Origin of the sequence: Lysobacter sp. CCNWLW3, from assembly GCF_036697405.1 — a bacterium.
Classification (GTDB): domain Bacteria; phylum Pseudomonadota; class Gammaproteobacteria; order Xanthomonadales; family Xanthomonadaceae; genus Lysobacter.
The window spans coordinates 1-24740 of record NZ_JBAHWA010000029.1 but is presented as its reverse complement, the minus strand read 5'-3'; the positions used below and the strand labels follow the sequence as shown (position 1 = coordinate 24740).

Sequence of the window (24740 nt, the reverse complement as noted above, 5' to 3'; positions counted from 1 at the left end):
CAAATTTCCTAGCGCGCCCGGCCAGCGCGGTAGCCGAAGTTCGCGATCGCGGCTCACGCCGCTCCCACAGAAAGCCGTGCCTACTGAAACCAACCCGGTCGAAGTACCCACAGCATGCCGTCCCCTTCGGAACCGGCGACGCGACCTGAATTCGCGGTCGCGGCTTGCGCCGCTCCTACAGGGAGCTTGGCGAGAGAACGTGGCCCGCACGCGCAGCGGGCGCAAACCGTTGACCTTCGGGGCAAACATGCAGAGCGAGAGCAAAACAGCAAATTTCCTAGCGCGCCCGGCCAGCGCGGTAGCCGAAGTTCGCGATCGCGGCTCACGCCGCTCCCACAGAAAGCCGCGCCTACTGAAACCAACCCGGTCGCATCGCGGGATGGGCAAGGCGCCGCGATGCGCGGCGCCTTGCTGAAAACGCGGGCTTAAACGCCGGCGCGGGCGCGCTTCGGGAAACCGACCATGCGCTTGAGGTCCTCGTCCCACAGCTTCAGCTGCGCGCACTTCAGGCTGGACCACAGGGTCAGCTTGGGCGCGGCCTGCAGCAACGGGCTGGATTCGTAGGCTTCGCGCAGGCGGTAGTTCGGGATGCGGCTGGCGAGGTGGTGGATGTGGTGGTAACCGATGTTGCCGGTGAACCAATGCATCACCCGCGGCAGGTCGTAGAACGAGCTGCCGGCGATCGCGGCCTCATGCGAGTTCCAATCGTCCTTGCGCGTCCAGTAGGCGTCCTCGAAGGTGTGCTGTACATAGAACAGCCACACGCCCATCGCGCCGGCCAGCAGCACGATCGGCAGATGCACCAGCAGCACGGTGTGCCAGCCGATCGTGAAGCCCATCGCGACGAAGGCGATGATCAGCATCAGGTTGTTGAGCAGCACGCTCGCCCATTCCTTCTTCCAGGTGAAGGGCAGATCGAACGGGAAGCGGTGCTTGAGCACGAACTGGTACAGCGGGCCGATGCCCAGCAGCACCGGCGTGCTGCGGTAGAAGCGGTAGCTCATGCGGCCCAGCCAGGAACGCGCGCGGTACTCGGCGACGGTCAGGGTCTCGATGTCGCCCATCTCGCGGCGGTCGAGGTTGCCCGAGGTGCCGTGGTGCACCGCGTGGGTCTTCTTCCAGTAACCGTAGGGGAACAGGGTCACCAGACCCAGGCAGCGGCCGACGGTGTCGTTGGCGCGGCTGCTGGCGAAGAAGGAGCCGTGCCCGCAATCGTGCTGGATGATGAAGATGCGCACGTACAGGCCGGCGGCCGGCAGCGACAGCAGCAGCGTCCAGCCGTAGCCCCACTGCGCGACCACGCTCCAGGCCATCAGGGTCCAGATCGCGGCGAACGGCAGCAGGGTGTTGATCAGTTGCCAGACCGCCCGTCCCAGGTGCGGCTTGGCGAAGCGCGCGCACAGTTGGCGCAGGTTGGTTACGGCGGCGTGCGATTCGTCGGCGGCGCTCAAGCGGATTCTCCAGGGGAAGACCCATTGTCGGCGTCGCCCGGTGTCCTCGCAATGACGTTCGTTGGCGTATGGTTGTGATCGCCATTCAGATTCGCGGTGCGGGCGCCATCGCCGCTACCCTATCGGCATGGCCGCCTGGCACGTCTACCTGATCGAATGCCGCGACGGCAGCCTCTACACCGGGGTGGCGGTGGACGTAAGCCGCCGCTACGCCCAGCACGCGGCCGGCAAGGGCGCGCGCTACACGCGTTCGCACCCGCCGCTGCGATTGCTGGTGAGCTTCGAATATCCGGACCGGTCGGCCGCGCTGCGCGCGGAATACGCGATCAAGCGGCTCAGTCCGGAGCGTAAATGGGCGCTGGGGGCGGGCGCGCCGCCGCCGGGGAGCTGAACGGGTTTGTGAGTCCGGGCTAACTCCATGGCCTGGGCGAGGGCGGCGATGCGGTTCGCCGCGGCTCAGCGTATCCAACGAAGCCCACGGCGTTCGCGCCTGCGACGCCGCACTCCCCTCACCCAAGCGGAAGAAGGACAGTCGCGAGGACCGGCGAAGCGCTGTCGGCGGGGGCTACGGAGCGCTACGGGCGTTGGGGGTCAGCACGATCTTGCCGGTGCGCTCGCCGGCGGCGGCGGCCGCGACGGCTTGCTTGATCTGGTCGATGCCGTAGGTCGCCTGCACCCGCGCGTACAACTTGCCCTGCGCGATCAGGCCGGCCAGCTCCGCGAACAAGGCCGCGCGCTGCTCCTGCGGCGCGTTGCGGTACCAGCGCGCCAGCCAGAAGCCGCGCAGGGCGACGTCGCGGAACACCAGCGAGGCCGGCGACAGCGCGCAGGGCTCGCCGCTCATGGCGCCGTAGTTGACCAGCACCCCGCCCTCGCCCAGGCACTGCGCCACACGTTCGGTCGCCAGGCCGCCGACCGCGTCCACGCCGAGCCGGATCCTGGCGCCGCCGGTCGCCTCGCGCACGCGCTTGGCCAGATCGTCGCCGTCGACCAGCACCGCATCGGCGCCGAGCGCGAGCACGTCCTCGCGCGCCGATTCGCGGCGCACCACGTTGATCGTCTTCAGGCCGCGCAGCGCCGCCAGTTGCACCAGATAGCCGCCGACCGCGGAGTTGGCGGCGTTCTGGATCACCCACTCGCCCGGCGCCAGGTCGACGAACTCCGACAGCAGCAGGCGCGCGGTCGGCGGATTGACCGTGATCATCGACAGCTGCACCGGATCGGCATCGGGCAAGGGCGTCAGCGCACGCGCGTCGGCGATCACATGCGTGGACCAGGTGCCGCCGCTGATCGGCAACAGCACGGTGCGGCCGGGCGCGGGCGCGGATACGCCGTCGGCCAGGGCCAGCACGCGCCCCACGCCCTCGTTGCCGCCGACCGCGGGCAGCGGCGGCAACAGGCCGTACTGGCCGGTCAGGGTCAGCAGATCGGAAGGATTGATCGGCGCGGCCAACACCTCGACCAGCGCCTGGCCCGGCGCCAGGACCGGCTGCTCGCACTCCACCGCCTCGATCACGTCCTGCGGCACCGGGCCGCGCGTGGCATACCTGGCCTGTTTCATATCCGCTCCCGTCGTGGTCGCCCGCGGCCGGGCATGGACGCCCACGTTACTCCGCCCGGCGCGAATGCGCGGCTTGCGCGCCGGCGCCCGCGCTGCGACCCTGCGCATCGTTCTCCACGCCCCGGTGCCATGTCCCCGATCGAATTCGAACTCGACCGCGACCACGTCGAACTCAACCAGTTGCTGAAACTGGTCGGCCTGGCCCACAGCGGCGGCACCGGCAAGGCCATCGTCGCCAGCGGCGCGGTCACGGTCGACGGCCAGGTCGAACTGCGCAAGACCTGCAAGATCCACGCCGGCCAGGTCGTGCGCCTGCAGGGCGTCGAGATCCGGGTGATCGCGGCGCGCTGAGCGCTGCAGGCTGCCGCCCTGACTTTGGTTGGGCGACGAACGGCAGCCGACCGGACCGCGGCCAGCGCGCACCATGCGCCGATGCATCAGCCGCCCTCGCCCGCCGCCAGCCGCCGCCACGCCGCGATCGCCCTGACGGTCGCCGCGCTGACCTATCTGGCGGCGCTCGCCTTCCTGCAGCGCTTGCCGGGCGCGAACCTGGCCGATCCGCTGTTCCTGTTCGGCGTGATCGGGCTGGCGTTGCCGCTGCTGGCCTGGCTGTCGACCCGCAAACCGCCGGCTCGGCCGCGCACGCGCGGCCGCTCGCGCTTGCCGGGCGTGCTGGTCTATCTGGCGCTGTTCTCGCTGCTGGTCCTGGGCTGGGGCTTCAGCGCGCTCGACCAGGCGGTGCCGCAGGAGCCCGCGCAGTCGGTCGTCAAGCTGGGCTTGAAGCTGCTGACCATGGTGCTGCTGCCGGCCTGGCTGTTCCTGCGCCTGGGCGAGCGCACGCCGGCGCCGTTCGGTGGGCGCCGGCTGTGGCTGGTGTTCGTGCTCATGTCGCTGGCCTACCTGGCGATGCAGGCGGTGTTCGGACGCGGCCTGACGTCCCTGTCGCAGCTCGCGCCGTCCGCGCCCACCCTGCTGTGGGCGATCCCGCTGTGCCTGCTCTGGCAGACCCTGGAAGCGGGTTTGTGCGAAGAAGTGCTGTTCCGGCGCGTACTGCAGGAACACCTGGCGCTGGCCACCGGCTCGCAGATCGCGGCGATCGCCTGGGCCTCGCTGTTGTTCGGCCTGGCGCACGCGCCGGGCCTGTACCTGCGCGGCGCCAGCCTGCTGGAAGGCGTGGCCGATCCGACGCCTGCCTGGGCCATCGCCTATTCGGTGGTGATGATCGCCCCGGCCGGCATCGCCTTCGGCGTGCTGTGGGCGCGCACGCGCTCGCTGTGGCTGATCGTGCCGCTGCACGGCATGGTCGATCTGATCCCGCAACTGGCGCCCTTCATCCGCGAGTGGAGCGGCGCAGCCTGAAGCCTGGCGCGCGCAACCCTCGCGCTCAGGCGATCGGCAGGTCCTCGTCCGCGCGGCACAGCGCATCGTGCAACTGGCGCACCGCGTCCGCCTTGGGATCGGCCGCGCCGGCCCCGAAGGTGGCCACGTAACGGCAGGAGGCGTAGCCCAGCGCGGCGCGCGCGTAGTCGACCAGCCAGGCCTGGCGTTGCGGCAGGTGCGCGTGCTCGGGCCGCCATACCGCCACCGTCGGCGCGATCTTGCGCTTGAGGCCGATGCGCCAATGCTTGGGACTCACGCGCGCGCGAAAACAGTTCTGCACCGCGCACATGGTCGCGTACACCGGATCGCCGCCGAGCGCGCGGAAACTCTCGGCCACTTCCGGCTCGCGCGGCCCGAAGGTGCGGTGCAGGGCCAGCAGACGGAAGCCCGCCGGCGTGCGGTACAAACGCAGCAGCCAGTCCGGTCGCGCGGCGACGAAGGCGTCGATGCGATGGCGCGCGCGCACCTCCGGCCCGCCGTTGGCGGCATGGGCGCGCTTGCGCAGCCAGCCGACCACGATCACGGCCAGGACGAAACCCGCGAACAGGGCGCCGATGCCCAGACCGATGGAGCGCGTCCACAGGCCCAGCGCCACCGCGACCAGGAACACCACCGTCACCGCCCGCCACGACAGCCCGTCGTCGACCACCTCGTCGAAATCGACATCGGCGAACAGCACGTCGGGCGTGTTGAGGCACAGCGCGCCGTAGCTGTTGCGGGTGATCACCGCATCGCCCTGGCGGTCGACGATCTCCTCGCGGATCGGCAGGCCTTGCGAGCCGCCGTAGCCGACCTTGCGCTCCGATCGCGGCAGGCGCTCGCCGGCGACGATGCGGTCGAAGGCCTCGCGCACGCGCGCATCGGCATGCGCCTGGGCCTCGGCCGGGCCCAGGTCCGACCAGCCGAAGCGGCGTACGGTGATTTGGCGGCGGTGCGTGCGCTGCTGCAGGCGCGCTTCCGCCCAATAGGCTGGAACGATCATGCGTGCTGGGTCCCCCTGTGCGGTCGCCGATTCTAGCCTCGGCGGGCTCGGGCTCGGGCGCTGTCGCCATGCCTAATGGCACCGGCTTTGCGCAAACCACCCGCCCTCGCCGGCGGCCGCGATCCGAATCGGCGTACAGACCGCCGGCCGCGTCCTGAATTGGACACAGGTCACGTTATCATTGGCCAGTGAGTCGCCACGCCGCCGGTCCGCCGGCGGCGCGCTCGCTTGGGGACCGGCCCTTCGCCCGATGGCACCGCCATCGCGCCGGCGGCCGGACAGGACGAACGGACTCCATCGGGTGCCGGCATCCACATGCCGGCTTTTTCGTAGTCGTTGAAGGAATAACCGCACAATGAAGATCGCACACAGGGGCATCCCGCTCGGCAGCGCCTCGCTGCTGGCCTGCGCGCTGGGCCTGGGCCTGGCGCTGACCGCCACCCCCGCCTCGGCGCAACGCAAGAGCGCGCAGGAACAGCGCGCCGAACAGACCGCGCAGATTCCGACCTGCAGCAAGAGCCTGGGCACGATCTCGGTCATCGAGCCGGAGGATTCGGTCAATTGGTGGACCGGCCAGCAGCTGCCCGCGCCGAGCAAGCTGATCAAGGTATTCGTCAGCAAATCGCGCTGCTTCACCCTGGTCGATCGCGGCGCCGGCATGGACATGGCCATGCGCGAACGCGACCTGGCCGCCAGCGGCCAGTTGCGCGGGCGTTCCAACGTCGGCAAGGGCCAGATCAAGGCCGCCGACTACGTGCTGGTGCCCGACCTGATCGCGCAGAACAACGACGCCGGCGGCAACGCCATCGGCGGCCTGCTCGGCGGGCTGATCGGCGGCAAGGCCGGCGCCGTCGCGGGCAACCTCAATTTCCGCAAGAAGACCGCGGACGTGGTGCTGACCCTGACCGACGTGCGCTCCTCCGAGCAGGTCGCGATGGCCGAAGGCCACGCCAAGAAGACCGACATCGGCTTCGGCGCCAGCGGCGCGCTGTTCGGCAGCAGCGGCCTGGGCGGCGCCGGCGTGTCCGGCTACGCCAACACCGAACTGGGCCAGGTCATCACCCTGGCCTACCTGCAGGCCTACACCGACCTGGTCGGCGAGCTCGGCGGCGTGTCCGGCAATGCCTCGGCGTCCAACGCCCAGCAGGCCGTCACCGTGGTCAAGCCCGGCCGCATGTACTCCGATGCCAGCGGCAAGGGCAAGGTCGTGCGCTCGCTCGACGTCGGCATGATGCTCTACCCCACCGGCAACAAGCAGGGCACGATGTGGGAAGTCGAGGACGAGATGGGCAACAAGGGCTGGGCGTCTTCGCTCGCGCTCGAACTGTCCAAGTAATCCGTCGCTCCAGCGATCAAGCGAAGGCCGCCGCGAGGCGGCCTTTTGCTTTAGCGCTCCGGCCAATGCCAGGCCGGCGCGTCGAGCAGGCCCTGTCCGGCCAGGCTGGTGCGGCTCAGCGATTTCTCCAGGCGCAGGGTGTTGCAATCGGGCTCGTGTTCCAGCGCCGCGATCAGCCGCGTGGCATGCGAGACCACCCAGACCTGGGTGCGCCGCGCCGCGTGCGCGATCAGGCGCGCCAGCGCCGGCAGCAGATCCGGATGCAGGCTGGTCTCGGGCTCGTTGAGCACCATCAGCGGCGGCGGGCGCGGCGTGTGCAGGGCCGCGATCCACAGTAGGTAACGCAGGGTGCCGTCGGACAGCTCGGCCGCCGACAGCGGCCGCAGCAGGCCGTGCTGGCTGAACTCCAGGCTGAAGCGGCCGTCGCCGCCGACCACGTCCACGCGCGCGCCAGGGAAGGCGTCGCCGACCGCGGCCTCCAGCGCCTGCGGATCGCCGATCTCGACGATGGTCTGCCAGGCCGCGGCGAGGTCGCGGCCGTCGTGGCTCAGCACCGGCGTGCGCGTGCCCAACTGCGGCAGGCGCGCCGGCGATTCGCCGTCGGCGCGGAAGTGGTCGTAGAAACGCCAGCCGCGGATGGTCTCGCGCAGGCTCAGCACCTCCGGCGCGCCGACCGGATCGGCGATCTGGCCGTACAGGCTCTCGTAGGCATTGAGATGTTCGGCCACCGTGCGCCAGCCGCGGCCGTCGCGCACGCGCGCGACCGCACCACGTCGGTCGACCAGCAGGTTGGACGGGCGCAGGAAGGGACCGCTCCAGATGACCTCGCGCTTGATTTCCGGGTCCAACGCGAACGCAGACTGCGAAGGCGCCGGCAGGCCCAGATCGATCGCGTAGCCGAATTCGTCGCCGGCGAAGCCCAGGCGCAACGACACCGCCTGCTGGCGCGGCCCGCCCTGCACCGACACTTCGCCGCGCTGCATGCGCGCCGACAGTTCCTCGGGCCCGGCCCACAGGGTGGAACGCAGGCCGCCTTCGCGCGCCAGCGCCGGCACCACCCCGCCCTGCGCGGTTTCGGCCAGCAGGCGTAGCGCGCGGTACAGGTTGGACTTGCCGCTGCCGTTGGCGCCGGTGACCAGGTTCAAGCGCCCCATCGGCACGACCAGATCGTGCAGGGAACGGTAATGGGCGATCGCGAGCGTGGTCAGCATGGGTGCAGAGTATCGAATCGACGTCAAGACCGACGCATTGGAGCTGGGCCGCATCTCGGGCCTTGCGACAGCCGGGGCGCCGCGTTTCATCCGGCCTTGCGCCGCGCGATGGCATGATCGGCCGCGCAGTCGCCACGGCTGCGCACCCTGTCCGCAGACACGGAGGATGTATGAGCTACGTCGACGGTTTCGTACTGGCGGTACCGCGCAAGAATCTGACCGCCTACAAACGCCTGGCGCGCAAGTCGGGCAAGGTCTGGCGCGAACACGGCGCGCTCGCATACGTCGAATGCGTCGCCGACGACGTCAAGCCGGGCAAGGTCACCTCCTTTCCGCAGGCGGTGAAACTCAAGGCCGACGAGGTGGTGGTGTTCTCCTGGGTGGTCTACAAGTCGCGCGCGCAGCGCGACAAAGTCCTGGAGAAGGTCATGAAGGACCCGCGCCTGGCCGACACCATGGACCCGAAGAAACTGCCCTTCGACGGCATGCGCATGTTCTGGGGCGGATTCAAGCCGATCCTGGAGCTGTGAACGCCTAGGCCGGCGGGCGCGCCTTTACCCCGCGCGACGGTGCTGAAACAATCGGACGCATCCGCTACGCCGTCGGGGAGGACGGATGCGCCCGAATCGCAAACTGCTGCTGGCGCTGCTGCTCGCCCCCGGCCTGTCGTCCTGCGGCGAGCCCACGGCGCCCGCACCCGTCGCCGACAGTGGCGCGCGCGTCGCCTTCGCCGACCCCGCCGCCAGCCGCGTCAGCGTCGAACGCGGACCGTTGCCGTCGCGCTATGCCGCGGCGCTGCCGTCCACGGCCGCCGACATGCAAGGCTGGTGGGAAGACCGCAGCCGTTTCCCGCCGATCATGCACGCCAGCGACGGCGTCGCCAGCGGGGATGCCGGCTGGATCGCGCGCCTGCGCCGCAGCGCCGACAAAGTACCGGACGCGGACGTCGCGGCCTGGACCGAGCAATGGCAGCAACGGCTGCGTTATCGCGTCGCGACACCGGCGTTCTGCGCGGCCACGCGCGCGATCGCCGCCGAGCCCGACTCCACCCTGCGCCGTACGCTGATGCCCGCCTTCGCCGAGGACTGCGCCGGGCCCGACGACAGCGCCGCAGTGCTGCGGGCGGACACACCGGACGCTGCGGTGCTCGCGTATTACGATGAGCGCGACCACATCTCCGGGCGCCCACCCTTCCATCCGCGACTCGAACGCACCGCGCGCGCGGCGATATTGGGCAGGGATGATGCGGTCGCGCGCCGGGCCGCGTTCGTGCTGGCGGAGCTGCATCAAGCCGAGGCCACGGCGACGCTGGAGCGTCTGCATTCGCAGATCCGCGATCAGGACCGCGCCGACGAAGTCGCGATGGCCTTCGCCCGGTCCGACAGCCGCCCCGGCCAGACCCAGTTGCAGCAGGCCTGCACGCGTCGCATCGACGATCCGGTCTGCACCGGCCTACGCAAGCCGCGCAACTCGTCGACGCCGGACGATACCAGGGCCTCCACGCCCGCCGCCCTGGCCCAGGTGCGCGCGCGCATCGATCAACTGCAGGCGCTGGGCTTCGTGCGCGTCGGCGAGGTCGATCCGACCCGGGTCGAAGGTGCGGACGTGGAAGCGGTGCTGCAATCAGCGGGGTATGCGCACTGGTTCGATGTCGAGACCGGTCAGTTCCCGAACTCGCACGACAGCCTGCTGCGCGAGCTGGCCGCCCTGGTGCGCCCTTCGCTGGACGGCGTGGCCTTCGAGGAGACCGCGCCCGAGGACGACGAAGGCCCCTATCAACTGCTCGCCTACGCCGACGGCATGATCTACCGCACCCGCGCCCAGAACCTGGGCGACTGGTACGACGTCGACGCCGTGCTGCGCCTGCTCGATGCGCTGTTGCAGGCGCGCCAATCGCAGGACCGCTACCTGGCGCTGGACACCGGCGATCAGACCCTGATCGTGGTCGGCGGCCCGCGCGCGGCGATCGACGCGGCCCTGAAACAGAAGCTGCTGACGCCGGGCGACCCGGCCGAGGCCGAACACGCGGGCAAGGCCTTCGAGGCGCAGGTGCTGGACAAGCTGCGCGCACAGGGCGAGGCCGCCCGCTAGGCTCGCCGGCAACGGCCCGCCGGCGCGGGCCCTTGCTGCGTTCGCCATCGCCGCGGGCCGGCGCTGCGCTAGACCTGCACCGTCTTCCAGCGCCCGCGCGTGAACAGCCACAGCGTGAACAGGCCCACCGAGGTCTCCGACACGAACACCGCCCAGAACACGCCCGAGTGCTGCCAGCCCAGCGTGATCGCCAGCAGGTAGGACAGCGGAATCTGGATCAGCCAGAAGAACACCACGTTGATCTTGGTCGGCGTCATGGTGTCGCCGGCGCCGTTGAAGGCCTGCACGGTGACCATCCACCAGCCGTAGACGAAGAACGAATACGACAGGATCCGCAGCCACTCCGCGCCGATCGCGATCACCTTGGCGTCTTCGGTGAAGAAGCCGATCAGCTGCTGCGGGAACGCGAAGAACGCCACCGACACGATCACCAGATAGGCCATGTTGTACCAGCCGATGCGCCATACCGAGGCCTCGGCGCGCTCGGGCTGCTCGGCGCCCAGGTTCTGGCCGACCAGCGTGGCCGCCGCGTTGGACATGCCCCAGGCCGGCATCATGGTGAACATCATCAGCCGGATCGCGATGGTGGCGCCGGCCACCGCCTCGCTGCCGACGCTGGCCAGGATGCGCATCAGGAAGATCCACGAGGTCATTGCCACGATCATCTGGCCGATTCCACCCAACGAGGTCCGCACCACGTGCCAGAGCACCGCGCCCTGCCAAGCCAGGTGCGCGGCCGCGACCCGGATGTGCTTGCCGCCGTGGAACAGCACCCACAACTGGAACGCCACGCCCACGCCGCGGCCGATGTTGGTGGCGATCGCCGCGCCCTCGATGCCCAGCGCCGGCACCGGCCCCAGGCCGAAGATCAGCAGCGGACACAGCAGGATGTTCAGGCCGTTGGACAGCCACAGCACGCGCATCGCGATGGCCGCGTCGCCGGCGCCGCGGAAGATCGCGTTGATCACGAACAGCAGCATGATCACCGCGTTGCCGCCCAGCATCCATTGGGTGTAGCGATAGCCGTGCTCGATGCTCCAGGCGTCGGCGCCCATCAGGCGCAATAGGTCCTGGGCGTAGACGATGCCCAGCAACGCCGGCAGCACCGATACCAGCACGGCGACGAAGATCGCCTGCACCGCGGTCACCGCGGCGTCCTCGCGCTTGCCCTCGCCGATGCGGCGCGCGACCAGCGCGGTCACCGCCATCGCCAGGCCCATCGCCACCGCGTACAGCAGGAACAGATAGCTTTCGGTCAGCCCGACCGTGGCCACCGCCGACGGCCCGAGCTTGGCGACGAAGAAGATGTCGACCACCGCGAAGGTGGACTCCAGCACCAGCTCCAGCACCATCGGCACCGCCAGCAGGAACACGGCGCGGCGCAACGGGATCTTGGTGTAATCGGCGTTGGTGCCGCGCAGGGCCTCGCGGACCTCGCTCCACAGCGAGCCGGTGGGAACGTGCGGGGCGGCGGCATCGCCGTCCGGGGAGGTTTGCGGTTGATGGCTCATCGGGACCTGATCCATGCTCGGGGACGGGGGATGGGGGACGGCGGATAGGGACGGCGTGCGGTGGCGAACGACGTAGGTTTATGGGTACGACGAACTGGGGCCGCCGAAATCGACAGGGCATGAGCGGATCGGTCCTGGGGACCCCGCGCGGCCCGGCCACGCATCCGCGCACCCTGCCAGGGTCCCGTCTCAGCGGCCGCGACGCCCCCATTCAGCCGGATCGGCGGGCGCGGCGCCGGCCGCATGAACGCGCCGCATACGCCGCGCGAACCCGGGAACCGGTATACGGCGGCATGTCGATTCCGGCCCCGCCGATTCGTCGCAGGCAGTGAGGGCTACACCTCGTCCAGGAGACCACCATGACCGGCACCGTCCGTTTGCACCGTGTTTTCACCGCCCCCGCCGAGCGCGTATACCGCGCCTTCCTCGATGCGGCCGCCTATGCCAAGTGGCTGCCGCCCGACGGCTTCACCTGCACCGTGCACGAGCTGGACGCGCGGGTCGGCGGCAAGTACCGCATGAGCTTCACCAATTTCACCACCGGCGAAGGCCACAGCTTCGGCGGCACCTACCTGGAGCTGGTGCCGAACGAGCGCATCGTCCACGACGACCGCTTCGAGTCCCCCGATCTGCCCGGCACCATGCTCACCACGATCAGCTTGCGCGCGGTGTCCTGCGGCACCGAACTTTCGGTGGTGCAGGAAGGCATTCCCGACGCGATTCCGCCGGAGCAGTGCTACCTGGGCTGGCAGGAATCGCTGACCCTGCTGGAACGCCTGGTGGAGCCGACGATACCGGGCTGATCGCGACCGCGCGACGCAAACGAAGACGGCCCGAACACCGGGCCGTCCCTTCGCTCGATTCTCACCCGAAACCGCTGTAGGAGCGGCGCACGCCGCGACCGCGGGCCAGCCGCGCACGGCGCCGGTTTCGCCGCAGTTGCATCGGCGCGGTCGCGGCTGGCGCCGCTCTTGCAAGGGGCGGCCGCGGCATCCGCGGCCGCCTCCGGCTCACAGCATCGGCAGCTTCAGCCCCTGCTCCTTCGCGCAGGCTTGAGCGATCTCGTAACCCGCATCGGCATGGCGCATCACGCCGGTGCCCGGGTCGTTCCACAGCACGCGCGCGATGCGTCGGTCGGCTTCCTCGCTGCCGTCGCAGACGATGACCACGCCGGAGTGCTGCGAATAGCCCATGCCGACGCCGCCGCCATGGTGCAGCGACACCCAGGTCGCGCCGCCGGCCACGTTGAGCATGGCGTTGAGCAGCGGCCAATCGCTGACCGCGTCGCTGCCGTCGCGCATCGCCTCGGTCTCGCGATTCGGCGAGGCCACGCTGCCGCTGTCGAGATGGTCGCGGCCGATCACCACCGGCGCCTTGAGCTCGCCCTTGCGCACCATTTCGTTGAAGGCCAGGCCGAGTTTGTGGCGCAGGCCCAGGCCGACCCAGCAGATGCGCGCCGGCAGGCCCTGAAAGCTGATGCGCTCCCTGGCCATGTCCAGCCAGCGGTGCAGGTGGGCGTCGTCGGCGATGATTTCCTTGACCTTGGCATCGGTCTTGTAGATGTCCTCGGGATCGCCGCTGAGCGCGACCCAGCGGAACGGGCCGACGCCGCGGCAGAACAGCGGGCGCACGTAGGCCGGCACGAAGCCCGGGAAATCGAACGCGTGCTCGCAACCCACGTCCTGCGCCATCTGGCGGATGTTGTTGCCGTAGTCGAAGGTCGGAATGCCCTGCCGCTGGAACGCGAGCATGGCCTCCACGTGCACGCGCATCGACTGCTTGGCCGCGTCGCGCACGCCTTCGGGGTCGCTCTTCTGCGCGGCCAGCCACTGCTCGACGGTCCAGCCGATCGGCAGGTAACCGTGGACCGGGTCGTGGGCGCTGGTCTGGTCGGTGACCGCGTCCGGACGCACGCCGCGGCGCACCAGTTCGGGCAGCACTTCGGCGGCGTTGCCCAGCAGCGCGATCGACCGCGCTTCGCCGGCCGCGGTGTACTTGGCGATGCGCGCGAGCGCGTCGTCCAGGTCGCTGGCCTGCTCGTCGACGTAGCGCGTGCGCAGGCGCATGTCGATGCTGCTCTGCCGGCATTCGATGTTCAGCGAACAGGCCCCGGCCAGCGATGCGGCCAGCGGCTGGGCGCCGCCCATGCCGCCCAGGCCGGCGGTCAGGATCCACTTGCCCTTGAGGTCGCCGTTGTAGTGCTGGCGGCCCATCTCGACGAAGGTCTCGTAGGTGCCCTGGACGATGCCCTGCGAGCCGATGTAGATCCAGCTGCCGGCGGTCATCTGGCCGTACATCATCAGGCCCTTCTTATCGAGCTCGTTGAAGTGCTCCCAGGTCGCCCAATGCGGGACCAGGTTGGAATTGGCCAGCAGCACGCGCGGCGCGTCGGCGTGGGTCGGGAACACGCCGACCGGCTTGCCCGACTGGATCAGCAGCGTCTCGTTGTCCTCCAGCTCGCGCAGCGAATGCAGGATCGCGTCGAACGAGGGCCAGTCGCGCGCGGCGCGACCGATGCCGCCGTAGACCACCAGCTCGGCCGGGTTCTCGGCCACTTCCGGATCCAGGTTGTTCTGGATCATGCGGTAGGCGGCCTCGCTCAACCACGACTTGCAGGTCTTGTCGCTGCCGCGCGGGGCGCGGATGACACGGGTGGGGTCGTTGCGGCTGGCTGCGGACATGGCGGTTTCCGGCATTCGAGGGTGTGGGAAATTATCGCGCCGCGTTCTCGGCGCCCGCCAGCGCGGGCAGGCCGTGGACGGCGGCCGCGCGCGCGTTTTCGCTGCCAATTGCCGCGCCGGAGGCAAAATGTATACGCTGTATACATGAGTGCGCCCGCCCCCACCGCCCACCGGATCCTGCGCGCCGCGCGCGTGCTGTTCGAACGCGACGGCGCCGATGCGGTCAGCATGCGCCGCGTCGCCGGGGCGGTCGGGATCACGCCGATGGCGATCTACCGCCACTTCCCCAACCGCGAAGCCCTGCTCAAGCGCATCAGCGACGACAGCTTCCAGGAGATCGCCCACCACTGGAGCGCGCGCAACGAAGGCGGCGACGTGATCGCGCGCTTGAAGGCGATCCAGCGCATCTATCTGGACTACGCGCTCGCCCACCCGCACCTGTTCGATCACGCGTTCTCGGCCCGGCGCGAGGACGCGCGGCGCTACCCGGAAGATTTCCTGGCGCGGCGTTCGCCGACCTTGAACGTGGTCGCCGATGTGGTCAGCGAAGCGCAGCAGGCCGGCCTGCTGCGTCAGGACGATGCCTGGGACGTGGCGATGACCTTGTGGGCGCACACCCACGGCCTGATCGCGCTGTATCGCGCCGGCCGTTTCAGCTACGACGAACGCCGCTTCCGCGAGTTCTACGAAGCCTCGCTGGGCCGGCTGCTGGACGGGCTCAGGAGCTGAGCGCGCGGCTGCGCGGACGCTGCGACCGGCGATGCGCGCGGCGCGGATACGAAAACGCCCGGCCGAAGCCGGGCGTTCCTGCCTGCGCGGTGCGAACGGCTCAGTGGATCGACGGATCCAGCTGACGCAGCGCTTCGGCGATATCGGTCTGACCGGTACGGTCGATGTCCTCGCGGCTGTAGACGCGGCCGTTGGCGGCGACGCAGCGCTTGCGGCCCTTGCCGTCGGTGGCGGAACGGTCGCGGATATGCGTGCCGGTCTGGCGCAGGCAGTTGCGGTCGATGTCGGTCTTGGACTTGGTATCGGCCTGGACCTGGGTCTGGCCGCTGCCGTCGGTACGCACCGAAGCATCGGCCCGGACCGAAGTCTGCTGCGCCGAGGCCGCGAAAGCGCAGGCCGCGAGCAGGCTGGCGAGCAATACACGTTTCATGGGAACACCTCGGAATCGCGTTGGGGAATCGCATTGGGGATTCGGCGGCCAAAGCCGTCGCACTTCCACCATACGCCTCCCGGCACGCCTGGAGCGCCCAGCCGAGGTCCGCGTTTAGGCGTTCGTCAGCCTCGTGGACAGGTCGTACGCCGGGCGTCGCGGAACGCCATCGCTTCGGCCGAGGTCACCGGCCTGCCTTCGATGCCGTCGTCGAACAGCACCCGCCAGACGCCGTCGGCATCGCGATGCCAGACCGAATGGAACGTCCCGATCGAAAAGCGTTGCTTGGCGTCGGGTGCGAGGTCCTCGAACAAGGACGGCCCGCTGGACCAGGCCACATCCTTGGCGCCGCCGATGGTCACGCGCGTGGGGTACCACTGCAGCCGCACTGCCTTGCCTTCGACGATGCCGGCCCAGCGTTGGGCGATGGCGTCGCGGCCCCGGGTCGGGCTGGGACGGCTGGCGCCGAACGCCGCGCCGGACTGCAGGTGCGCGGCGAACGCGGCCGCATCGTGGTCGGCCACCGACTGGGCGAAGCTGAGTTCGCGTGCCCAGACCTCGCATTCCTTGGCGCTGAGCACGGGCCCGGGGTTCGGCGGCGGCGGCGGGTTCTCCATCACCGGACTGGGTCCGGTCTGGGCCCCAGCCGGCAGCCCTACGGCCAGGGAGAGTGCGGCGACGGCGTAACGGACGCAGGTACGGCGCACGGCGACTCTCCAGGCAAAAGACCCAGCCACTATCGGCACAGGCCGCACACGTCGCCAGCGGCAGAAGTCATGGCGCCGACCGTCATGCCGACGCCTGGCCGCAATCTGCGCCCGTTATGATCCGGGCATGCGCTCCTATTTCCCGGCGGCCGCGACCGCCCTGCTCGCCCTCCTCCTGACCGCCTGCGCCACCCGCGCTCCGCAACCGGCCGAACCCGTGCCGGTGCTGCTGATTTCGATCGACGGCTTCCGCAACGATTATTTCGAGCGCGGCATCTCGCCCAACCTCGAACGCATCGCCCGCGACGGCGTGCGCGCGGACTGGATGAACCCCTCCTACCCCTCGCTGACCTTCCCGAACCACTACAGCATCGTCACCGGGCTGCGTCCGGACCACCACGGCATCGTCCACAACAGCATGTGGGAAGACGGCCTGGGCGTTTTCCGTGTGGCCGACCGCAAGGCCGTGGGCGATACGCGCTGGTGGGGCGGCGAGCCGATCTGGGTCGGCGCCGAGAAGGCCGGGCTGCGCAGCGCCACCTTGTTCTGGCCCGGCAGCGAGGCGCCGGTGCAGGGCCTGCGGCCGACCCGCTGGCATCCGTTCGACGAAAAGGTTTCGGCCAACGCGCGCGTCGACGAAGTGCTGGGCTGGCTGGGCGAACCCGCGGCGACGCGGCCGCGCGTGATCACCCTGTACTTCGACGCGCTGGACAAGGCCGGTCACGAACACGGCCCGGATTCGGCCGAGGCGAACGAAGCGATCGTCACCATCGACGCCGCGATCGGCCGCCTGCTGGACGGCCTGGCCGCGCGCGATCGGCTCGAACGGGTCAACCTGATCGTGGTGTCGGACCACGGCATGGCCACGGTCGCGCCCGGCCATGCGATCGCGGTCGAGGACATGGTGTCGATGCAAGAGGCGGCCGTGGTCTCGATCGGGCAGTCGATCGGCATCGTGCCCAAGCCCGGTCAGGAAGCGGCGGTGGCGGCGAAGCTGATCGGCCGCCACGAACACTACGAGTGCTGGCGCAAGCAGGACCTGCCCGCGCGTTGGCATTACGGCACGCATCCGCGCGTGCCGGCGATCGTGTGCCAGATGGACGAGGGCTGGGACGCGATCCAGCGCTCGGCGCTGGACCAACGTCCGAACGCGAGTCGCGGTTCGCACGGTTACGATCCGGCGCTGCCGTCGATGCGCGCGATTTTCCTCGCGCGCGGCCCGGCGTTCCGGCGCGGCGCGCGCCTGCCCGCGTTCGACAACGTCGACGTCTATCCGCTGCTGACGCGTCTGGTCGGCATCCGTCCGGCGCGCAACGACGGCGACATCGCGCCGCTGCTGCCGGCGCTGCGCGAGCCAGCCGCGCGGCCTTAACGGACCTCGATCTTCCAGGCCAGGCTGCGCACCGGCGGCACGTCCTTCTCCCAGGCCCGGCGATAGTCCATGCGCAATTCGCCCTGGCCCTTGGCGACGGCGCGGAAGCGCCAGGTCTGGGTGCCGCCACCGCCGACCAGGCCGGGATTGGACAAGGCCATCGACGGCTCGCCGGCCTGCTCCAGGGTGCCGGCCGCGGCGGCCTGATCGACGATCCAGCCGTAACCGGTGCTGGCATTCGCCTCGACCTTGACCACCACCGTTTCGCCCACGCTCAACACCACCGGTGCGGCGCTATCGGCCTGGCTCAGCACGCGCTCGGCGGAGGATGCCGGCGCATTCGCGCTGGCGCAGGCGGCCAGGCTCAGCGCCAGGGCGCAGCCGGCAAACAGACGACGATGATTCATGGCGGAGCTCCCTGCTCGTTCGGTGGCGCGGAGTATGCATCGCGGCCCCCGACAGCGGCGTGACGCGGCCGCCGCCGGGCCTCCACGTCCATGTCCGAATCCGGCGAGTCCGGCCCCCGGGACGGTGCTAGCCTGAGCTCCATGCCGACCTACCCCGCCCCCGCCGCTCAGGACAGCCTGCCGCACTGGCGCGTCTGCGAGCAGGCACGCCTGAGCCGCGATCCGCGCTTCGACGGCCTGTTCTTCACCGCCGTCACCAGCACCCGCATCTACTGCCGGCCGGTCTGCCCCGCGCCCGCGGCCAAGCGCGAGAACGTCATCTATTACGGCAACGCGGCCGCGGCCGAGGCCGCCGGTTTCCGCCCCTGCCTGCGCTGTCGTCCCGAACTCTCGCCCGGCGACGGCGCCTGGCGCCGCGGCGATGCCGCGGTCGCGCGCGCGCTCAAGCTGATCGATCAGGGCCTGCTCGCCGAGCACCCGCTGTCGGCGCTGGCCGAACGCGTGGGCCTGGGCGAACGGCAACTGCGGCGCTTGTTCGTCGAACGCCTGGGCGCGGCGCCGATCGGCGTGCACGGCACGCGCCGGCTGCTGTTCGCCAAGCAGTTGCTGACCGAAACCGCGCTGCCGATCACCGAAGTCGCGATGGCGGCCGGCTTCGGCAGCCTGCGCCGCTTCAACGCCACCTTCCTGGAGGCCTATCGCATGGCCCCGCGCGATCTGCGCCGGCGCCCGAACGAGAACGGCGGCGCCGGCGACGACACCCTGACCCTGCGCCTGGGCTATCGGCCGCCGTACGACTTCGCCACCATGCTCGACTTCCTGCGCGGCCGCGCCCTGCCCGGCGTGGAGAGCGTCGACGAACGCAGCTATGCGCGCGTGATCGGCCCGATCGAGCGGCCGGGCTGGCTGCGGGTGAGCGCATGGCCCGGCGGCGAGCACGCGCTGAAGCTGGAACTGCACGGGCCGGCACCGTCGCGCCTGCTGGAGATCATCAACCGCCTGCGCCGCATGTTCGATCTGGACGCCGATCCGAACGCGATCGCCGACGCGCTGTCGGTGGACCCGCGCCTGCGCCCGCTGCTGAAGCGGCGCCCGGGCCTGCGCCTGCCCAGCGGCTGGGACGGTTTCGAGATCGCGGTGCGCGCGATCCTGGGCCAGCAGGTCAGCGTCGCCGCCGCGCGCACGCTGGCTGCGCGCCTGGCCCAGCGTTACGGCCAGGCGCTGCCGCATCCGTTCGCGCCGGGGCTGGAACATCTGTTCCCGACTCCGGAAGCGCTGGTCGACGCCGACCTGAGCCAGATCGGCCTCACCCGCGCGCGCGCCGAGACCGTGCGCACGGTCGCGCGCGCCCTGCTCGACGGCCGCGTCGACAGCGGCGTGGGCTTCGGCGCCGAACGCACCCTGGACGATTTCGCCGCGCGCTGGGTCGCCCTGCCCGGCATCGGCCCCTGGACCGCGAACTACATCGCGATGCGCGCGCTGGGCCACCCCGACGCCTTCCCGGCCGACGACCTGGTGCTGCAGAAGGCCGTGCCCGAAGACGGCAGCCGCATGAGCGCCAAGGCGCTGATCGCACGCGCCGAGGCCTGGCGCCCGTGGCGCGCGTACGCGGTGATCCACCTGTGGCGCGATTCGATGGGCGCGCCCAAACCCGTCGCCGCGCCGATCGCGCCGCGCACGCGCCGCCGCGCGCAGGGCGCGGCCGAACTGAGGAGCGAGGTCGAATGAGTCCGTATCGCCGTGAGCGCACGCGCTGCGTCGCCGCCACGAGGGCCCCGATCGCGAGGCCCAACGCATGAGCCGGATCCGTCTCAAGGACGGCGCGATCACCTACCGGCACATCCCCAGCCCGGTGGGCCGGCTGCTGCTCGCCAGCGGCGAGGACGGCCTGCGCCTGATCGAATTCGAAGCGCCCTGGCACCCGGCCTGGGTCGACGCGCGTTGGCAGCAGGGCGACAACGCCTTGCTGCGGGAAACCCAGAAACAGCTGGACGAATACTTCGCCGGCAGGCGCCGCGAATTCGACCTGCCGCTGGCCCCGCACGGCACCGCATTCCAGCTGCAATGCTGGCGCACGCTGGCGCTGATCCCCTGGGGCGAAACCTGGAGCTACGGCCAGATGGCGCGGCACATGGGCCAGGCCAGCGCGATGCGCGCGGTCGGCGCCGCCAACGGCCGCAATCCACTGCCCATCGTCCTGCCCTGCCACCGCGTGATCGGCGCCGACGGCAGCCTCACCGGCTTCGGCGGCGGCCTGCCGACCAAGCGCTTCCTGCTGGAACTCGAGGGCGCGCTGGCCCCGGCGAACGATTTGTTCGGTTAAGCGCCGCGCGTCTCCAGCTACCGGCCCCAGTGGGAGCGGCGTGAGCCGCGATCGCGAGAGCACATTTTCGACGAATGTCGCGACGCGTGACCGAACGCCTCCTTGCGTGGGCGTTCACGCTTGAATGCGTTGGGGATCGTCAGCTTCGTCGCGCGTTGCAATTGCGCGATCGCGGCTCACGCCGCTCCCACAGGAAGCAGATCGCGGGCACAGGCTCGCTCAGGCGGTCTCCAGCAGCACCCGCATCGCGCGCCGATACGCCGCGGCGACCGCATCGCGATCGCGGTGGCGGCCCTCGGCGACGAGGCGGCGGCCGCCGACCCAGGTTTCGCGCACGGCGGGGCGGTTGCCGCTGAACATCCAACGGTCCAGCGCATCTTCGTCGCGCGCGCCGGCGAACAAGGGCGCGTCGGTGTCCAGCACCAGCGCATCGGCGTACTCGCCGACCGCGAGCCTGCCGATCGCGTGCCCGGTCGAGGCCGCTGCGCTGGCCGCGACATCGCGCATCAGGGTGTCGCCGACACTGGGCGAATCCGCGTCCACCGCGATGTTGCGCCGGCGCGTGATCAGGCGCTGGCCGTACTCCAGCCAGCGCAGTTCCTCGATCGGCGACACCGAGATATGCGAGTCGGAACCCACGCCCCAGCGCCCGCCCGCATCCAGGTAATCGCGCAAGGGGAACAGGCCGTCGCCGAGATTGGCCTCGGTGGTGGTGCAGATCGCCACCGTCGCGCCGCTGCGCGCGATCGCGCGGGTTTCCGCGTCGTCCAGATGGGTGGCATGGACCAGGGTCCAACGTTCGTCGACATCGGCGTGGTCGTACAGCCAACGCACCGGCCGCGCCTTGCGCACCGCCATGCAGTCCTCGACCTCGGCGACCTGCTCGGCGATGTGGATGTGCACGCGGCTGTCGGCCGGCAGCGCCGCCAGGGTCTGTGCCATCGCCTGCGGCGGTACCGCGCGCAGGCTATGCAGCGAGCAGCCGATGCGCAGTCCGTGGCCGGCGTCGCCGCGCAGGCGCTGCAGCAGGTCCAGGTAGTCCTCGACTTGGTGGCCGAAACGGCGCTGGCGTTCGCTCAGCGGCCGCTCGTCGAAACCGCCGGTCATGTACAACACCGGCAGCAGGGTCAGGCGGATGCCGGTGTCGCGCGCCGCGGCGATCAGCGCGCGCGACATCGCCGCCGGATCGTCGTAGCGGCGGCCGTCCGGCGCGTGGTGCAGGTAGTGGAATTCGCAGACCGTGGTGTAGCCGGCCTCCAGCATCTCGACGTAGAGCTGCGAAGCCACCGCGTACAGGGTCTCGGGCGTGAAACCAGCCGCGAAGCGGTACATGGTCTCGCGCCAGGTCCAGAAGCTGTCGCGCGGATCGGTCTGGCGTTCGGCCATGCCGGCCATCGCGCGCTGGAACGCATGCGAATGCAGGTTGGCGATGCCGGGCACGATGCGCTGCGTGCTGCCGGTGGGCTGGGCGCCGTCCAGGGCGAGGATGCGGCCGTCGTCGTCCAGGCGAAGTCCGGTGTCGTGGCGCCAGCCGGCGGGGGTCCAGAGCGTGGTCGCGTCGAGATTCTCCATGGCTGCGATTCTACAGACCCGCTCTGCCTGCGCGATCCGCGGACGCCTGTGTCCGGCGCGCTCGGGAGCGCCGCATCGGCAAACCCGATGGCGCTCCCCTCACGGCGCGCTCGCGCCTGCGCTGCCGCGGCTCCGCTAGAATCGGTCCATGAGCCGCCCCGATCCCTCCGCCGCCTCCGTCGGCGACGCCGCGACACCGCTGGACCCGCCCCTGGACGGACTGATCGTCGGCGCCTCGCTGGCGACGCTGGATTCGGCCGACGGCTACGGCGAGATCGCCGACGCCGCCCTGGGCTGGCGCGACGGCATCCTGCGCTATGTCGGTCCGCGTGCGGACCTGCCCGGCGACCCGGCCGCGTTGGCCAAGCAGGTGATCGTCGCCGACGGCTGGATCACCCCCGGCCTGGTCGATTGCCACACCCACCTGGTGTTCGCCGGCGACCGCGCGCGCGAGTTCGAACTGCGCCTGCAGGGCGCGAGTTACGAAGAGATCGCGCGCAACGGCGGCGGTATCGTCTCGACCGTGCGCGCCACCCGCGCCGCCGACGAAGACGAACTGCTGCGGCAATCGCTGCCGCGCGCGCAGGCGCTGATCGGCGACGGCGCGACCACTCTGGAAATCAAGTCCGGCTACGGCCTGGACTACGAGCACGAGCGCAAGATGCTGCGCGTGGCGCGCCGCATCGGCGAGATCCTGGGCGTGAGCGTGCGCACCACCTACCTGGGCGCGCACGCGCTGCCGCCCGAATACGCCGGCCGCGCCGACGACTACATCGCCGCGGTCTGCGGCTGGATGCGGCCGCTGCACGAAGAAGGCCTGGTCGACGCGGTCGACGCGTTCTGCGAGGGCATCGGTTTCAGCCCGGTGCAGACCCGGCGCGTGTTCGAGACCGCGCGCGCGCTCGGGCTGCCGGTCAAGCTGCACGCCGACCAACTCAGCGACCTCGGCGGCGCCGCGCTGGCGGCCGAATTCTCCGGCCTGTCGGCCGACCATGTCGAATACACCTCGCAGGCCAGCGTGCGCGCGATGGCCGAGCACGGCACGGTCGCGGTGCTGCTGCCCGGCGCCTTCCACGTGCTGCGCGAAACCCGCCTGCCGCCGCTGGACGCCTTCCGCGAACACGGCGTGGCCATGGCCGTGGCCACCGACTGCAACCCCGGCACCTCGCCGCTGCAGTCGCTGCGCCAAGCGATGCAGCTGGCTTGCACGCACTTCCGCCTGACCCCGCTGGAAGCGCTGCGCGGCGCGACCGCGCACGCCGCGCGCGCGCTGGGCTGCGAGGATCGCGGCGCCTTGCGCGTGGGCGCACGCGCCGATTTCGTGCGCTGGCGCATCGGCCACCCGTCCGAGCTGTGCTACTGGCTGGGCGGCGCGCTCGCGGGCGAGGTCTACGCCGGCGGGCACCGCGTCGCCGGCGCCTGCTGAACATCGCCTTCCCTTCCCTATCGCACGAGGTTTCCGCATGCGCTCTCTGCTCGTCGTCGCCTGTACCCTCGCCCTGTTCGCCGGCGGCGCCCGCGCCGACGAGGCCCTGAGCCCGTCGCAGAAACTCGCGCGCGCCGCGACCATCGTCGATACCCACATCGACGCGCCGACCGAGCTGCTCAAGCATTGGAACGATCTCGGCCTGGACTCGCCCAAGGTCGAATTCGACTATCCGCGCGCGCGCCAGGGCGGCCTCGACGTGGCCTTCATGTCGATCTACACCTCGCCCGAACAAGACAAGGACGGCAGCGCCTGGCAGGTCGCCAGCACCCAGATCGACGCGGTCGAGGCCATGGTCGGCCGGCATCCGGACAAGTTCGCGATCCTGCGCTCGCCACAGGACTACGCGCGCCTGATCGACGGCGGCCGCGTGCTGTTGGCGCTGGGCATGGAGAATGGCGCGCCGATCGGCGACGACCTCGCGCGCCTGCGCCAGTTCCACGCCCGCGGCGTGCGCTACATCACCCTCGCCCACAGCCATAGCAACCGCATCGCCGACGGCTCCTACAGCCTGGATCGGCCGTGGAAGGGCCTGAGCCCGTTCGGTCTGGAAGTGGTCGCCGAGATGAACCGGCTGGGCATCATGGTCGACGTCTCGCACCTGACCGACGACGCCACCCGCGCCGCGCTCGCGGCCAGCCGCGCGCCGGTGATCGCCAGCCATTCCGGCCTGCGTCATTTCACTCCCGACTTCGAACGCAACCTCAGCGACGAGCTCGCCCTGGCGATCGCCAAGAAGGGCGGCGTGGTCCAGATCACCTTCGGCAATGCCTTCGTCGACCCCAAGACCGCGGGCGAGACCACCGCCTATTTCCGCGCGCGTCCCGTGTTCGACCGCGAACAGGCCGCCGCGGTCGCGCGCGGCCAGAAGCCGCGCACGGTCGAGGAGTTCGACCGCGAATGGGAGCGCGCTCATCCGCCACTGGCGCACCCGGTCAAGATCGACGCGGTGCTGGACCAGATCGACTACGCGGTGAAGCTGCTGGGCGCCGACCACGTCGGCATCGGCTCCGACTTCGACGGCGTCGGCGGCGCCCTGCCCGAAGGCCTGCGCAGCGTCGCCGACTACCCCAACCTGGTCGCCGGCCTGCAGGCGCGCGGGCACAAGGACGAGGACATCCGCAAGATCCTGGGCGAGAACCTGTTGCGGGTGTGGCGCGAGGTGGAACAGGTGGCCGCGACTGAGAAGTGAGGCGGGCGGATTGCGTCCAGTTGCCCGGCGCAGCGGCCCTCGCCCCAACCCTCTCCCGCACGCGGGAGAGGGAGCAGATTCGCGAGCAACATAAATAACGCCAGCCGCCTGCCGGCCGTTGCTGTTGCTGTTGCCGTTGCCGTTGCTGTTGCTGTTGCTGTTGCTGTTGCTGTTGCTGTTGCCCGGCATTGGAATCCATAGCCCCGCACCCACGCGAGCAACCGTAGACCCGAAGGGTGGTGCGCAGGACGCGCGCCGTTTTTCGAATGGACAAGGATGTCCATTCGAAAAATCCCGGCGCCAGCCAAGCACTCGCAA

General features: G+C 70.4%; 24 protein-coding genes. 14 read left to right on the top strand and 10 right to left on the bottom strand.

What is annotated here, in order from left to right; translation table 11 throughout:
- Positions 1-425: 425 nt before the first annotated feature.
- Entirely contained in the window at positions 426-1451 is a 1026-nt protein-coding gene (locus V1318_RS21460; RefSeq protein WP_332941813.1) for a fatty acid desaturase, read from the bottom strand.
- Positions 1452-1578: 127 nt separating this feature from the next.
- On the opposite strand from V1318_RS21460, the gene V1318_RS21455 reads away from it, so the two are divergent.
- Complete coding sequence (locus V1318_RS21455; RefSeq protein ID WP_332941812.1) at positions 1579-1842, top strand: GIY-YIG nuclease family protein; 264 nt, start codon at positions 1579-1581, stop codon at positions 1840-1842.
- 174 nt (positions 1843-2016) lie between these two features.
- Here the strand turns inward: V1318_RS21455 and V1318_RS21450 are convergent, their stop codons facing one another.
- The gene (locus V1318_RS21450; RefSeq protein ID WP_332941811.1) at positions 2017-3012 is read right to left on the bottom strand and encodes a zinc-dependent alcohol dehydrogenase family protein; all 996 of its coding nucleotides are present in this window, start codon (positions 3010-3012) and stop codon (positions 2017-2019) included.
- Between the two features lie 129 nt (positions 3013-3141).
- Here V1318_RS21450 and V1318_RS21445 point away from each other — a divergent pair, with 129 nt between their 5' ends.
- Both V1318_RS21445 and V1318_RS21440 read left to right on the top strand, forming a co-directional pair.
- Positions 3142-3363: an RNA-binding S4 domain-containing protein gene (locus V1318_RS21445; protein ID WP_056103068.1), complete on the top strand. Its 222-nt coding sequence runs from the start codon at positions 3142-3144 to the stop codon at positions 3361-3363.
- An 81-nt stretch (positions 3364-3444) separates the two neighbouring features.
- Positions 3445-4371 carry a CPBP family intramembrane glutamic endopeptidase gene (locus V1318_RS21440; protein ID WP_332941810.1) on the top strand — a complete coding sequence of 309 codons (927 nt, stop codon included), beginning with the start codon at positions 3445-3447 and terminating at the stop codon, positions 4369-4371.
- A 25-nt stretch (positions 4372-4396) separates the two neighbouring features.
- Here the strand turns inward: V1318_RS21440 and V1318_RS21435 are convergent, their stop codons facing one another.
- The gene (locus V1318_RS21435; RefSeq protein ID WP_332941809.1) at positions 4397-5374 is read right to left on the bottom strand and encodes a hypothetical protein; all 978 of its coding nucleotides are present in this window, start codon (positions 5372-5374) and stop codon (positions 4397-4399) included.
- Positions 5375-5729: 355 nt separating this feature from the next.
- Here V1318_RS21435 and V1318_RS21430 point away from each other — a divergent pair, with 355 nt between their 5' ends.
- Positions 5730-6710, top strand: coding sequence for a CsgG/HfaB family protein (locus tag V1318_RS21430; RefSeq protein ID WP_332941808.1), 981 nt, complete (start codon positions 5730-5732; stop codon positions 6708-6710).
- A 50-nt stretch (positions 6711-6760) separates the two neighbouring features.
- Here V1318_RS21430 and V1318_RS21425 read toward each other — a convergent pair whose 3' ends face one another.
- Positions 6761-7921, bottom strand: a complete 1161-nt coding sequence (locus V1318_RS21425; protein WP_332941807.1) for an AAA family ATPase — start codon at positions 7919-7921, stop codon at positions 6761-6763.
- 170 nt (positions 7922-8091) lie between these two features.
- Here V1318_RS21425 and V1318_RS21420 point away from each other — a divergent pair, with 170 nt between their 5' ends.
- Together V1318_RS21420 and V1318_RS21415 are read left to right on the top strand one after the other, a co-directional pair.
- Complete coding sequence (locus tag V1318_RS21420; protein WP_332941806.1) at positions 8092-8451, top strand: DUF1428 domain-containing protein; 360 nt, start codon at positions 8092-8094, stop codon at positions 8449-8451.
- Positions 8452-8536: 85 nt separating this feature from the next.
- On the top strand, positions 8537-10012 hold the full coding sequence (locus V1318_RS21415; RefSeq protein ID WP_332941805.1) for a hypothetical protein: 1476 nt from the start codon (positions 8537-8539) through the stop codon (positions 10010-10012).
- Positions 10013-10080: 68 nt separating this feature from the next.
- Here V1318_RS21415 and V1318_RS21410 read toward each other — a convergent pair whose 3' ends face one another.
- On the bottom strand, positions 10081-11523 hold the full coding sequence (locus V1318_RS21410) for an MATE family efflux transporter (protein ID WP_332941804.1): 1443 nt from the start codon (positions 11521-11523) through the stop codon (positions 10081-10083).
- A 359-nt stretch (positions 11524-11882) separates the two neighbouring features.
- On the opposite strand from V1318_RS21410, the gene V1318_RS21405 reads away from it, so the two are divergent.
- Positions 11883-12326 carry an SRPBCC family protein gene (locus tag V1318_RS21405; protein ID WP_332941803.1) on the top strand — a complete coding sequence of 148 codons (444 nt, stop codon included), beginning with the start codon at positions 11883-11885 and terminating at the stop codon, positions 12324-12326.
- 207 nt (positions 12327-12533) lie between these two features.
- On the opposite strand, the gene hutU is transcribed toward V1318_RS21405, so the two are convergent.
- The gene (hutU, locus tag V1318_RS21400; protein ID WP_332941802.1) at positions 12534-14204 is read right to left on the bottom strand and encodes a urocanate hydratase; all 1671 of its coding nucleotides are present in this window, start codon (positions 14202-14204) and stop codon (positions 12534-12536) included.
- 144 nt (positions 14205-14348) lie between these two features.
- Between hutU and V1318_RS21395 the strand changes: the two genes are divergently transcribed.
- A complete protein-coding gene (locus V1318_RS21395; RefSeq protein WP_332941801.1) occupies positions 14349-14933 on the top strand; it encodes a TetR/AcrR family transcriptional regulator in 585 nt (194 codons plus the stop codon).
- Between the two features lie 100 nt (positions 14934-15033).
- On the opposite strand, the gene V1318_RS21390 is transcribed toward V1318_RS21395, so the two are convergent.
- Positions 15034-15363: a hypothetical protein gene (locus V1318_RS21390; protein ID WP_332941800.1), complete on the bottom strand. Its 330-nt coding sequence runs from the start codon at positions 15361-15363 to the stop codon at positions 15034-15036.
- 125 nt (positions 15364-15488) lie between these two features.
- On the bottom strand, positions 15489-16070 hold the full coding sequence (locus tag V1318_RS21385; RefSeq protein ID WP_332941799.1) for a DUF4440 domain-containing protein: 582 nt from the start codon (positions 16068-16070) through the stop codon (positions 15489-15491).
- A 127-nt stretch (positions 16071-16197) separates the two neighbouring features.
- Between V1318_RS21385 and V1318_RS21380 the strand changes: the two genes are divergently transcribed.
- A complete protein-coding gene (locus V1318_RS21380; protein ID WP_332941798.1) occupies positions 16198-17442 on the top strand; it encodes an ectonucleotide pyrophosphatase/phosphodiesterase in 1245 nt (414 codons plus the stop codon).
- On the opposite strand, the gene V1318_RS21375 is transcribed toward V1318_RS21380, so the two are convergent.
- Positions 17439-17849 (bottom strand): protease inhibitor I42 family protein, encoded by a 411-nt coding sequence (locus V1318_RS21375; protein ID WP_332941797.1) that lies wholly within the window; start codon positions 17847-17849, stop codon positions 17439-17441. The two genes, V1318_RS21380 and V1318_RS21375, sit on opposite strands and share 4 nt — an antisense overlap.
- A gap of 141 nt (positions 17850-17990) precedes the next feature.
- Between V1318_RS21375 and V1318_RS21370 the strand changes: the two genes are divergently transcribed.
- Entirely contained in the window at positions 17991-19577 is a 1587-nt protein-coding gene (locus V1318_RS21370) for an AlkA N-terminal domain-containing protein (protein WP_332941796.1), read from the top strand.
- 67 nt (positions 19578-19644) lie between these two features.
- A complete protein-coding gene (locus V1318_RS21365) occupies positions 19645-20172 on the top strand; it encodes a methylated-DNA--[protein]-cysteine S-methyltransferase (protein ID WP_332941795.1) in 528 nt (175 codons plus the stop codon).
- Between the two features lie 219 nt (positions 20173-20391).
- On the opposite strand, the gene V1318_RS21360 is transcribed toward V1318_RS21365, so the two are convergent.
- Positions 20392-21744, bottom strand: a complete 1353-nt coding sequence (locus V1318_RS21360; protein WP_332941794.1) for a formimidoylglutamate deiminase — start codon at positions 21742-21744, stop codon at positions 20392-20394.
- Between the two features lie 148 nt (positions 21745-21892).
- Between V1318_RS21360 and hutI the strand changes: the two genes are divergently transcribed.
- The 3 genes from hutI to V1318_RS21345 all read left to right on the top strand — a co-directional run.
- The gene (hutI, locus tag V1318_RS21355; RefSeq protein WP_332941793.1) at positions 21893-23170 is read left to right on the top strand and encodes an imidazolonepropionase; all 1278 of its coding nucleotides are present in this window, start codon (positions 21893-21895) and stop codon (positions 23168-23170) included.
- A 37-nt stretch (positions 23171-23207) separates the two neighbouring features.
- Positions 23208-24422: a dipeptidase gene (locus V1318_RS21350; protein ID WP_332941792.1), complete on the top strand. Its 1215-nt coding sequence runs from the start codon at positions 23208-23210 to the stop codon at positions 24420-24422.
- A gap of 118 nt (positions 24423-24540) precedes the next feature.
- Positions 24541-24740: hypothetical protein (locus V1318_RS21345; RefSeq protein WP_332941791.1), on the top strand; the 200-nt coding region annotated here is incomplete at its 3' end.